The following is an 11,931-nucleotide window of genomic DNA, read 5'->3' on the forward strand; positions in this document are numbered from 1 at the left end:
GTGGCTTGTCTTATCAACGATTGCTTTTGTTATCGATCATCACGGCAAGCAAGATCACGCTGGCCTTGGCGATCATCTGGTAATAGGAGGATACGTCGAGCAGGTTGAGGGCGTTATTCAGGAAGCCGATGATCAAGGCACCGATCAGGGTCCCCATGATGCGGCCCTTGCCTCCCATCAGGCTGGTACCACCCAGCACCACGGCGGCGATGGCATCCAGCTCGTAACCCATGCCCGCTGTCGGCTGGGCAGAGGAGAGGCGAGAGGTAACGATAAGCCCTGCCAGTGCCGAGAGCGCGCCGCACAGACCATACACCGCCAGCTTCACCCGATCCACATTGATACCGGAGAGACGGGTGGCAGACTCGTTGCCGCCCAGCGCGTAGATGTAGCGACCGAGACGGGTATGGTTGAGCATGAACCAGGCGAGCAGGAAGACGATGGCCATCAGCCAGATGGGCACCGGCAGACCGAACAGGTAACCGGTACCGAGCCAGGCGAAGTGATCGGCGCCGTCACTGAAACCGGTGGAGATGGGGCGACCCTCGGTATAGACCATGGTGATGCCGCGCAGAGCGGTCATGGTGACCAGGGTGGCGATAAATGCCTGTACCTTGCCCTTGGCAATGATGAGGCCGCTGACGCCGCCCAGCAGGGCACCGGCACCCAGAGTGAGGGGCACCACCAGCCAGATCGGCAGCTCCATGGCGACCATGGTCGCGGCCAGCGCGCCGCACAGGGCCAGTACCGAGCCGACCGACAAATCGATACCGGCGGTAAGGATAACCAGCGTCATACCGACCGCCATGATGGCGTTGACCGAGGTCTGGCGCAGGATGTTGAGCAGGTTGTCGGCGGTGAAGAAGTTGGGGCTCAGAAAGGAGACCACACCAATCAGGACCAGCAGCGCGACCAGGGATTTGTTCTCGATCCACCACGCCTTGCTCATAACGCCACGGCGGGAAAGGGTTTGGGTTGTCATTGGGATGCCTCTTGCTCTGCTTGCCACTGTTTACCGACTGCCGCCGCCATCAGCTTCTCCTGATTGGCATCGCGGGTGTTGAACTCTGCGCTGATGCGCCCTTCGTGCATCACCATGATGCGATCACTCATGCCGAGCACTTCCGGCATTTCGGAGGAGACCAGAATGATGCTCATACCCTCCTTCTTGAACTGGTTGATCAGCTGATAAATTTCCTTTTTCGCCCCCACGTCGACGCCGCGGGTCGGCTCGTCGAGGATCAGTACCTTGGGCCGGGTCAGCAGCCCCTTGGCGATGGCCACCTTCTGCTGGTTGCCGCCGGAAAGCAGCTTGATCAGCTGATCCTGACTCGGGGTCTTGATGTTGAACAGGCGCACATAGTCGCTCACCGCCTGCCGCTCGGCCTTGCCGTCAATCTTGCCGTTGCTGATGAACTCGTCGAGGGCGCACAGACTCATGTTTTCGCGCACCGACAGCTCCAGCACCAGCCCATCGCCCTTGCGATCCTCGGAGATATAGGCGATGCCGGCGGCCAGCCCGTCGGCCGGGCTTTTGGGTACCAGAGCATGACCGTCAACTTGCACTTCACCGGCGCTGATGGGGCTGGCGCCATAGATAAGCTTCATCAGCTCGGTACGGCCGGAGCCCATCAGGCCGCTGAAGCCCAGAATTTCCCCCTGACGCAGGGAGAAGCTCACCCCGCGCACGCCGGGACCGGCCAGATCTTTCACCTGCAGGCTGACGGGGCCGAGCTCGCGCTCAAGGCGCGGGTACTGCTCTTCCAGCCGGCGACCCACCATCATCTCGATGATCTTGTCTTCGTCCAGATCGCTCACCGCCTTCTCGCCGATCCACTTGCCATCGCGCAGCACGGTGACCCGATCGCAGATCTCGAAGATCTCCTTGAGGCGGTGGGAGATATAGACGATGCCGCAACCTTGCTCACGCAGCTCGCGGATAACCTTGAACAGCTGCTCGGTCTCGGTATCGGTCAACGCATCGGTCGGCTCGTCCATGATGATGACGCTGGCATCAAACGACAGCGCCTTGGCGATCTCCACCATCTGCTGTTCGCCGATGGAGAGATCCCCGAGTCGGGTATCCGGCCCGTGTTTGACCCCAAGTCGTGCCAGCAGGCCGCTTGCCCGTTCGCGCAGCTGTTTGTGGTCGATGTTGCCAAAACGGGTACGGGGTTCGCGACCGAGGAAGATGTTGGCGGCAATCGACAACTCCGGCAGCAGGTTCAGCTCCTGGTGGATGATGCTGATCCCCTGATCCTGAGAGTCGCGGGGGCCCTTGAAGTGGACCGACTGACCGCGGTAGCTGACGCTGCCCGCATCGGCCTGATAGATGCCGGTCAGCACCTTCATCAGGGTGGATTTGCCGGCGCCATTTTCACCGAGCAAGGCCATCACCTGGCCCGGATAGACCCGCAGACCCGCTTCATCGAGGGCGCGCACACCGGGGAAGGTCTTGACGATCCCGGTCAGCTCCAGAATGGGTGAGAGGGGGGAGGTTGTGCTCATTTGCAGCTTCCTTGAAGAGGCCTTCTTTGAAGAATGTCAGAACGCCACACCGGCGCAGAGGATCAGGTTGGCGTAGGGGGTCACCTCGCCGCTGCGCACGATCGCCTTGCTCTGGCGGGAGCGGGTTTTGAACTCCTCGTGCAGGCAGTATTCGATGGCGATGGGCTTGCCCTGGGCGGCTGCGTGGGCTTCAAGCTGATCGACCAGCGCCTGATGGGCGGCGGGGCTGATCTGCTTGATCTCGCTTGCCATGATCGCTTTCTCCACCACCAGATCGGTAAGCAGGGCAGTCAGTACGGTTGCAAGGCTGGGCGTCCCCGCCATCAGCGCCAGATCGATCCGCTCCGGACCTGCCGGAATGGGCAAGCCTGCATCGCAGACGGTGATCTCGTCGGTGTGGCCCATCTGTGCCACCAGAGCACTCAGGGGAGCATTGAGCAGTACGCCTCGTTTCATACAGCACCTCATCAGGCCTTGGCCCGTCAATCTGTGAACCGCTAGGCAACCGGTTACGCAACCGGTTGCGTCATGGCGCAAAGATAGGCTTTTTACTAAGGAAGGGCCACGGCAATACCACGGAAATGTGAAAACGATCTCAAAGGCGGGAGAAGAAGTGCAGGTGAGGAGATAGGAAGGGTGTCAGCAGAGCCCTGACACCCTTGTTATTTATCGAGCTATTGATTTTATGGTTAGTTGTCCAGTGCCTTGGCGACCGCCGGACGGCTCAGCATGCGCTGATAATGGTCGGCAACCTTGGGGAATTCACCGATCTCGACCCCATCGCTTTTCAGCCAGCCCGCGACCACGAACAGATAGATATCCGCCACGCTGAACTGCTCGCCGAGCACCCAGGGGCCTGCCAGATAGTGCTATCGCTGTGCGTCTATCGATAGCTCGATTTTGTTATTTTTTTGATTTTAATTGGTAGTGTCGTAATAAGCGATATTTTATTTTTATAAGAGGATGGCTTTATCACATATAACATCTTGACTTGGTATGGAAATAAATATGGCAATTTAAATCCATGGGGGTTGTATGTATGCAACAATGCATGTGATTATCGTATGGAAATAGGGTCGACACTTTGACAATCATCGATCGAAAGGCATGATTTATATGTTTTATTTAAATAAAAACATATACCTAAAACAAATTCATAGTAAAAATGCCGACCACTAAATTTTTAATAGTACTTATCTCTTGAAGGTAACCGTTAATTTATTATCAATTTTATGTTTGGCGATTTCATAATCAGGATCATACGTAGCCAAGTTATGAGCAACCATACCAACCGCTGATGCAATACCCAAAAGACCGGTAACTCCCCCAAAAACAGAGGCTCCAGCAGCCGCAACTCGACCATATAAATAAATACGGCAACTCAGCCCGGAAGACTCTATCTCTCTCTCAACGTAGGTAACTGCACTATCCATTCTTCCACTTAAACCTCTAACCTCAAAAGACTTTCTCTGGGATATTAGTTGTTTTAATTTCCCATTCTCCAAATCACTATACTGAATTGACTCCATAAATTTCCCTTTTAGTCTTAGGTTATAAATTCATTGCATTTTGGGGGCTGTGATTCTTTGCTGAATTAACAAAAAAGTATCATAAGCCTCATTGTAATTTATATGGGAGAGGTTGATATAATAATGTTCAGTGTCATTATGCAGCTAAACAGTGACATGGTATTACAAGTTTGTCTCAACTGTCTAGATTTATTCACATGAGATTTTTTTACAATGAAACTGGATTTATGAACAGTGAAGCTAAGTCGCGGTCATTGTTAGGCAGCAGTCATTAAAATGGTATAGACCAGATAAATGGCTTGTTGATCTTTCTTCTTTTTGGCGGAGCAGTTATGACCTAGATCGTAGCTGCAATAGAGTGTGGCGACAGGTCAAACTGCCGCCACTGTTTTACACCGTCACAATCTAGGGGTCATCATATGATGATTGTTCGAAATTATTCTAGGGTCGGAAGGCGACTGCGATTGCGTCGCAGCATCACTGTGGAGCGATTCTCAGTACCTCTGAGATCAGCCGGATATTCGGAGATCACATAACCAGTATCGATCGTTTCGAAAGACAATGGTGCTCCAACCGGAGAGCGATCCGCACGCCGTACTTGCAAACTGTTCGACTCAATCCACAGCGCTGCTGCGTGGTTTGGCGCTGCGATAAGGGTTGCCTCGTCGGTCTCCGAGCGAAACTGGGTCACAGATTGTGTTGTTGAGTATCCCAGCTCGATGCTGAGGGAAACACTTGCTTTCGTACTGAAACCACCTGCATCTATACCGCTTTCATAACCGACGGTAATACCCGTATTGATGGAGAACGTCTGGCTGCTTTCTTTTGACACACCTGTTGTGATGGATGTTGATGCGGATTGCTCGGTTTGCGTCGTGTTGTCGATAAACAGTACCAATGAGTAGTCGACGCTGCGTTCAACTGTGTAGAACGGAGAGTTCCTCACTCGCCATTCCACGTTTTTTGTGTCATCACGTACAGCTGTAAATGGCACGGTGACGATTCGATCAACTTTGGGATTGGTGTGTGTTGGCGGCTTGGTTCGACCCGTGAGTATGGGTTTATCGATGGAGTGGGTTACTACTTCGGTTGGCAATGGCAGTCGGAGATTATAAGCGACGGAAGCGCTGTCAGGCTTTTGGTGACTGTCGCGACCAACGAAACTGTTGACAGCAAAAATTCCATCTGGCGTATCCAGAAAAGACTTACTAGCGTCGATTTGCCAGACGCCAAAATCACGGTCTGCCCCCGAGCCGGTGTCATCCCAGATCAAATTGCCAATTTTTCCATCGCAAACGAGCTCTTCGGCCACACACATTACTTGAAGCCCTGTAGGGGCGTTGTATCCAGTGACAAAGATATCGCCCAGTGCGACATAGCCTGCAGGCGGAACTGGCCGCCAGCACGAGCCATCAGCTTTGGCACCGCTGCCACGATCTGTCCAAATTAAGTCAAACCTAATCGGCTGTGCCAAGGCGGGCTTTTGATTCGGTTTGGACACGTTTTTCACGCACAATGACGCGAACTTTCCGTTGGGATTATCGTAATTGTTCACTCCGATGCTACCCAGTGCATAAAAACCTGCTGGCGGGATCGGGTGATAAAATCCGATGTCATGGTCAGCACCACTGCCGCGATCATTCCAGCGATATTCATACTCGGTGGTAAAGGCCAGCTCTAGATCGCCGAACTGCATTACACGAGCAACCATCGTATCAGTTTTGGAAATGGCTTCAGTATTGAACGTTGTTTCAGCAATGATGTTTGTTTCCATATTCAAAGTCCTTTTGTTGGATAGTGTGCTCGAGATCTGAATTGGTCGACTCATATGAGATTGAGTACAGGTATCAATGTCAGCGAACAACAGGAGCAAGCCAAACTGCTTCTATCTCTGGTAGTGAGAAACTGCGTATCACCACGTCTACCTGATGCTGCGTCATCAATGGCCGATATGTGCAATTTGTATGGGCGCATATCGTTCACTAGGTCTTTAAACACAGCTGTCAGAGTGTAAGTCCTGATATATATGGTCATACCTGACAGTTCTGACAGTTCTGACAGTTCTGACAGTTCTGACAGGTCGGGATAGGAAACTCTTTAAGTTCGTTGGACCTTAGTTGTGCTCGGGGATGGGGTCAGGTGAAGGTGGATCACAGATCCGTGTAGTTAAAGTCTGCTTCTTGGATGGTGAGAGTATGCGCACCAAGATGTAAAAGGGGGCAATGGCCCCCTTAATCCATTAATCCCGTCAGGGCGGATTAACTGTCGACTTAACCGGCCTTGGCCACCATGGCTTTCAGCTGCAGGAAGTACTGCTCGTAGAGGCGGGAGGCATCACCCACATCGGACTGGAATTCGCCCTTGCGTTTGATTTCGTCGCTCGGGAAGACCATGGTGTTGTTGCGAAACGCCGGGGTGAGCAGGGGAATGGCATCCTTGACCGGGGTGGGGTAGCCAATTGCCTCGGCCACCTTGGCGGCCACATCGGGGCGCATCAGGAAGTTGATCAGGGCGTGGGCTTCCTTCACATGCTTGGCCTTGGCCGGGATGGCGAGGTTGTCCATCCAGAGTACCGCCCCTTCTTCGGGGTAGGTCATCTGGATGGAGCGGTATTCGCGCTGGGCGCCATAAGCCGAGCCGTTCCACAGCATGCCGATATTGACCTCACCGGCGATAAAGGGGTCGGCCGGGTTGTCGGAGTTGAACGCCTTGACGTTGGGCATCAGCTTTTTCAGGTATTCGAACGCTTCGGCAATTTGCGCCTTGTCCTGGGTGTTGGGGCTGTAGCCCAGCTGCACCAGCGCGATATGGAACACCTCGCGGGCATCGTCCATCAGCAGCAGGCTCTCTTTCCACTCTGGCGCCCAGAGCTGTTTCCAGCTGGTGACCGGCTGCTCGATGATGTCGGTGTTGGTGCCGATCCCGGTTGCGCCCCAGATATAGGGAATGGAGTAGCGGTTGTCCGGGTCGTACTCGTGGTTGAGCAGAGTGGGGTCGAGGTGCTTGAAGTTGGGCAGCTGGGCGCGATCCAGTGGCTGCAGCATCCCCTCTTTGGCCATTTTCGAGATGAAGTAGGTGCTGGGCACCACCACGTCATAGCCGTCGCCATGGGTTTTCAGCTTGGCGTAGAGGGTCTCGTTGGATTCGTAGGTGGAGTAGATCACCTTGATGCCGGTCTCTTGCTGGAACTGCTCCAGCAGACCGTCCGGCACATATTCCGACCAGTTGTAGAAGTAGACCACCTTGTCATCGGCCGCGTGAGCGCTCTGGCTCAGCAGCGGGGTGGTGAGGGTGAGGGCGGCTGCCAGCAGGGCGCCGGCCTTGTGTTGGATTGTCATTAACAACTCCTTGGGGTTATGGGGCCTTGCGGCCCACCGTGACAGAGTTCGCCAAAGGTGGCGGGGACGAAACGGGCAGGGTCACCCCTGCCGTTTACGCAGTAACAGTTGCGCCAGCAGCACCATCCCGAGGGAGGCGACCAGCATCAGGGTGGCCAGGGCGTTGACCTCGGGGGAGACCCCCACCTTGACCATGGAGTAGATCTTGAGCGGCAGGATCTCGTAGGCCGGGCCGGTAACAAAGGAGCTCACCACCACGTCGTCCAGCGACAGGGTAAAGGAGAGCAGCCAGCCTGCCATCACCGCCGGCAGGGCCAGCGGCAGTATGATGCGGCGCAGGATGATCCACTCGCCAGCCCCCAGATCCCGCGCCGCCTCCAGCATCCGCACATCGAAGCCGCACAGCCGCGAGTAGACGGTGATCACCACAAACGGCAGGCAGAAGGTGATATGGGCGATCAGCAGCGACCAGAAGCCCAGCGCAATGCCGGTCACCACAAACAGGGTCAGGAGCGAAATGGCCATCACGATATCGGGGGACATCATCACCACAAACAGCATGCCGCTCACGTACTGTTTGCCGCGAAAGCGGTAGCGAAACAGCGCTACGGCGGTGAGGGTGCCGATCAGGGTGGCCGCGGTGGCGGTGAGGGCGGCGATGGTCAGGGAGTGCTGGGCCGCCTGCATCAGGCTGGCGCTGGCAAACAGCTTCTCATACCAGCCCAGGGTAAAGCCGCGCCAGTCGATACCATATTTCGACAGGTTGAAAGAGTTGGCGATCAGCACCCCGATGGGCACATAGAGATAGCCAAACACCAGCAGCAGGAACAGAGCTTTCAGTGCGCGCATCATGCCAGCTCCCCCTTCTTGCTGAGCAGCTTGCCCGCCCGCCAGTAGCAGTAGACCAAGAGCGCCATCAGCACCGTCAGCATCACGCTGATGGCGGCGCCAAAGGGCCAGTCACGGCTGTTGAGGAACTGGGTCTTGATCAGGTTGCCGATCAGCAGGTGCTTGGCGCCCCCCAGCAAGTCGGAGACGTAGAACATCCCCATGGCGGGCAGGAACACCAGCAGACAACCGGCGATGATGCCGGGCAGGGTGAGGGGCAAAATAATCCGCACCAGTCGCTGCCAGCCGTTGGCGCCCAGATCTCGCGCCGCCTCCAGCAAACGGCCATCCAGCTTCTCGATGCTGGAGTAGAGCGGCAGCACCATAAAGGGGAGCAGCACATAGACCAGCCCGATGATGACGGCCACCTCGGTATACATCATCTGCAGCGGTCGCTCGATGAGCCCCAGATCCAGCAGCCACCCATTGATCAGCCCCCGGGTGCCGAGCAGCACCTTGAGCGCATAGGTGCGGATCAGGGAGTTGGTCCAGAACGGCACCACCACCAGAAACAGCAGCAGCGGGCGGATACGCGCTGGCAGATGAGCCAGCAGCCAGGCAAAGGGGTAGCCCACCAGCAAGCAGATGGCGGTGGCGAGCAGCGCCAGCCAGAGGGAGTGAAGCAGCACCTCAAAATAGAGCGGGTCCAGCAAGCGGCCATAGTTGCTCAGGGTAAAGAGCGGCGCGATAAGCTCGGACTCGTCACGGGTCAGGAAGCTGACGCCGATGATCATCAGGTTGGGCAGGAAGACAAACAGCGTCAGCCAGCCGAGGATCAGCGCGATGGCCGTGTTGCGAAAGCCGTTGTGGGCAAAGCTGTGCGCTACCCGCAGATTAGTGAGGCTCATAGGGCAGCACCACCTCCCAGCTGTCGACCCAGTGGATCGCCACCTCCTGACCCAGACGGTAGTCAAAATCGGGGTCATCCTCGTCGAAGAACTCGGAGATAAGCAGTTGTTTGCCGCTTTCGAGCTCGATCACCGAATCCAGCGTCGCCCCCTTATAGTTGCGCTCGCGGATATTGCCACGCAGCGCGCCGCTCTGATCGTCATCCTGATCGAGAATGCGCAGATCTTCCGGGCGCAGCAGCACCAGCACCTTGTCGTCTGGCTGGAATGGCAAGGTGGTATGGAGCAGGCATTCGCGCCCCTCTACCTCGGCCTGCCAGATACCGGGTTCGCGCTGGCTGATCAGTTTGCCATCCATCACGTTGATCTCGCCGATAAAGCGGGCCACGAACAGATTGGCTGGCGATTCGTAGATATCGCGCGGAGTGCCACGCTGGATGATTTGGCCCCCCTCCATCACCAGGATGCGATCCGACATGGTGAGCGCCTCTTCCTGATCATGGGTAACGAAGACAAAGGTGATGCCAAGGCGACGCTGCAGCGCCTTGAGCTCGCTCTGCATCTGCTTGCGCAGCTTGTAGTCGAGCGCCGAGAGGGATTCGTCGAGCAGCAGCAGGCGGGGCTTGTTGACCACGGCGCGGGCGATGGCGACCCGTTGCTGCTGGCCGCCGGAGAGCTGATCCGGGCGGCGATTGGCCAGCTCGGTGAGCTGCACCATAGCGAGGGTCTCCTCGACCCGCTGGCGGATCTCGCTGGCCGGTACTTTCTGCATCTCGAGGCCAAAGGCGACGTTTTCAAACACCGTCATATGAGGGAAGAGCGCATAGCTCTGGAACACGGTGTTGATGTGCCTGTGTTCGGCGGGGATATGGGTGATCTCGTCACCGGCCAGATGGATGGTGCCACCGTCGACCGATTCGAGCCCGGCCAGCAGGCGCAGCAGGGTGGTCTTGCCACAGCCGGAGGGGCCCAGCAGGGTAAGAAATTCACCGTCGTAGATTTCAAGGTCAAGGTCACTCAGGATCACCTTGCCATCGTATTTTTTGCTGATCTTGTTCAGCGCGACAATTACCTGTGGATTGTTCATCATCCGCCAGTCTCACCCCAGCCAGTGGCCATCGTGTTGAAAGAGGGCCGCATTCTATGCAGCCGACACATGAAATTAAAGGCTTTTTGGCCCGAATTAGCCGCAAGTGCGCAGGAAAAACGGCTACGAATAGCAGACCAAATCGCTATAATGTGCCACCTGATTTGGTCGTTTTCGATATTGGATAGTCAATTGAGTAATAAAATGCGTATTGGCGGCTCCCTTGAGCAGTCTCTGAACCAGGGCTACCGCCTTGATCTGAAAGGGGTCATCCAGGAGGGATGGCAACAGACCCGCCGTACCGGATTTGGCCTGCTGCTGGCGATTGTCGGGGTGACGGCGATCTGGATCCTGCTTAGCAATGTGCTGTTGTTGCCCTATCTGGGGGATGACAGCCAGATGAATGTGGCCATGGTGCTGAGCCTGCTGATGACGGTGGTAATGGCCCCCATGACCAGCTCCCTCGATATGCTGGGGTTGCAGCAGTCGGTCGGGGTGCGTGCCCGGGCCAACCAGGTGTTCGACTTCTTCCGCCACTTTGTGCGCCTCGGCATGTTGAGCCTGCTTGGCAGTCTGCTCACCAGCCTGTTTGGCCCGCTATTCGATCTGCTGGGATTGCCCGCCGTACTCTCTTTCATTCCCTCGGCCCTGATCGGCATGGGGCTGCTCTTTACCGTGCCGCTGGTGCTGGAGCGCGGCCTGACGCCACCCCAGGCCATTCTGGTCTCTCTCAAGCTCTTTGCGCGCGGCTGGCCCAGCATTGTGCTGTTCCATGGCGTGATGACCGCGCTCTTCTTCCTGGCTCTGATCCCCATGGGGTTGGGGCTTATCTGGGTGGCACCGCTCTATTTCAACTGCAAGGGGATCCTCTATCGGGATCTCTGCGGGGTGGGGGTAGAGGTTAACGAGGTGACAGAAGGCCCCAACCATTTCAATGCATGATGCAAAAGGACGTTGAATGACCCGTCGATATGGAGTGACCCAAGCCTTGCGCCTGAGCCTGCTGGCCACGCTCTTGCTGCCAGGGCTGGCGCTGGCTGAGCCGGTGCTGGATCTGCAATACAGCACCTTTTACAGCCAGATGAAGACCTTTGCCAAAGGGGAGTTTGGTCACGCCAGACTGGGGTTTTATCTGACCGATCCGCAAAATGGTCAGCGTTGTGGCCTCACCTTTGCCCGGGCTGCAACCGACAGCAAGGAGGTCGCGGGCGAGGTAACGGTCGATAGCGAACTACGCCTGCCTTTTGATGAGGATCTCAACCTCGACAAGGGGATCGTGACCGTTGGCCTGAAAGAGGAGCACGTCACATGCGATATGACGGTACAGGTGATGGCCGATGCGCCGAAAGGACCCGAGCTGCCGCTGGCTGAGCTGGCGGCCCGTCAGCAGCAGATGCAGTCGCTGCTCGACAAGATGGCGGGCATGGTCGGCAAGCACTTCCTGCCGAAGATGGAAGGGGTACGCATTACCCTGGTGCAGCAGAGCGGCACGGCTTATCTGATTGATGGCGCCCGTCAGGAGGCGCTGTCCTGGGAGGAAGGCCACCTGCAGCTGAGCAATGAGCAACTGGCCGCGTTCGCTGCCGGGCAACTGCGCTTGCAGGGTGACGTGTTGCGACTGACCCCCTGGCTGCACAAGGGCTGATGCTGGTGGTGCTGTCACGTTGGTAACAGGCAGATCAAGAAAGCAAAAAAGGAGCGATGATCGCTCCTTTTTTATTGCGTGTGTCCCG

The 11,931-nt window shown here is 56.4% G+C and carries 11 protein-coding genes and 1 pseudogene; 2 read left to right on the plus strand and 10 right to left on the minus strand.

Features of this window, described 5'->3' with window-relative positions:
• Window positions 1–13 precede the first annotated feature (13 nt).
• The 10 genes and pseudogenes from rbsC to potA all read right to left on the minus strand — a co-directional run bounded on the left by rbsC (window position 14) and on the right by potA (window position 10,201).
• Window positions 14–982 carry a ribose ABC transporter permease gene (gene rbsC / locus AACT07_RS10205; RefSeq protein WP_005336670.1) on the minus strand — a complete coding sequence of 323 codons (969 nt, stop codon included), beginning with the start codon at window positions 980–982 and terminating at the stop codon, window positions 14–16.
• Entirely contained in the window at window positions 979–2,508 is a 1,530-nt protein-coding gene (gene rbsA / locus AACT07_RS10210; RefSeq protein WP_069527585.1) for a ribose ABC transporter ATP-binding protein RbsA, read from the minus strand. Before rbsA ends, rbsC begins: the two co-directional genes overlap by 4 nt.
• 36 nt (window positions 2,509–2,544) lie before the next feature.
• Window positions 2,545–2,964 carry a D-ribose pyranase gene (gene rbsD / locus AACT07_RS10215; protein WP_069527587.1) on the minus strand — a complete coding sequence of 140 codons (420 nt, stop codon included), beginning with the start codon at window positions 2,962–2,964 and terminating at the stop codon, window positions 2,545–2,547.
• Window positions 2,965–3,197: 233 nt separating this feature from the next.
• A pseudogene (locus AACT07_RS10220) lies at window positions 3,198–3,377 on the minus strand (glutathione binding-like protein); the annotation flags it as partial.
• Between the two features lie 324 nt (window positions 3,378–3,701).
• A complete protein-coding gene (locus AACT07_RS10225) occupies window positions 3,702–4,037 on the minus strand; it encodes a hypothetical protein (RefSeq protein ID WP_083249955.1) in 336 nt (111 codons plus the stop codon).
• A gap of 436 nt (window positions 4,038–4,473) precedes the next feature.
• Window positions 4,474–5,811, minus strand: coding sequence for a Vps62-related protein (locus tag AACT07_RS10230; protein ID WP_069527589.1), 1,338 nt, complete (start codon window positions 5,809–5,811; stop codon window positions 4,474–4,476).
• A gap of 496 nt (window positions 5,812–6,307) precedes the next feature.
• Window positions 6,308–7,375, minus strand: coding sequence for an extracellular solute-binding protein (locus AACT07_RS10235; RefSeq protein ID WP_083249957.1), 1,068 nt, complete (start codon window positions 7,373–7,375; stop codon window positions 6,308–6,310).
• 81 nt (window positions 7,376–7,456) lie between these two features.
• Complete coding sequence (gene potC, locus AACT07_RS10240; protein ID WP_005336644.1) at window positions 7,457–8,227, minus strand: spermidine/putrescine ABC transporter permease PotC; 771 nt, start codon at window positions 8,225–8,227, stop codon at window positions 7,457–7,459.
• Complete coding sequence (gene potB / locus AACT07_RS10245; RefSeq protein WP_052200020.1) at window positions 8,224–9,111, minus strand: spermidine/putrescine ABC transporter permease PotB; 888 nt, start codon at window positions 9,109–9,111, stop codon at window positions 8,224–8,226. Before potB ends, potC begins: the two co-directional genes overlap by 4 nt.
• Window positions 9,098–10,201 (minus strand): spermidine/putrescine ABC transporter ATP-binding protein PotA, encoded by a 1,104-nt coding sequence (potA, locus tag AACT07_RS10250; RefSeq protein WP_069527590.1) that lies wholly within the window; start codon window positions 10,199–10,201, stop codon window positions 9,098–9,100. The genes potB and potA overlap by 14 nt, the downstream gene beginning before the upstream one ends.
• Before the next feature lie 201 nt (window positions 10,202–10,402).
• Between potA and AACT07_RS10255 the strand changes: the two genes are divergently transcribed.
• Together AACT07_RS10255 and AACT07_RS10260 are read left to right on the plus strand one after the other, a co-directional pair.
• Window positions 10,403–11,140, plus strand: coding sequence for a hypothetical protein (locus AACT07_RS10255; protein WP_005351939.1), 738 nt, complete (start codon window positions 10,403–10,405; stop codon window positions 11,138–11,140).
• Between the two features lie 16 nt (window positions 11,141–11,156).
• Window positions 11,157–11,843: a DUF2987 domain-containing protein gene (locus AACT07_RS10260; RefSeq protein WP_069527592.1), complete on the plus strand. Its 687-nt coding sequence runs from the start codon at window positions 11,157–11,159 to the stop codon at window positions 11,841–11,843.
• Window positions 11,844–11,931: the final 88 nt, after the last annotated feature.

The sequence above is a fragment of the Aeromonas sp. ANP5 genome (assembly GCF_963870295.1).
In the GTDB taxonomy this organism is placed as follows: domain Bacteria; phylum Pseudomonadota; class Gammaproteobacteria; order Enterobacterales; family Aeromonadaceae; genus Aeromonas; species Aeromonas veronii.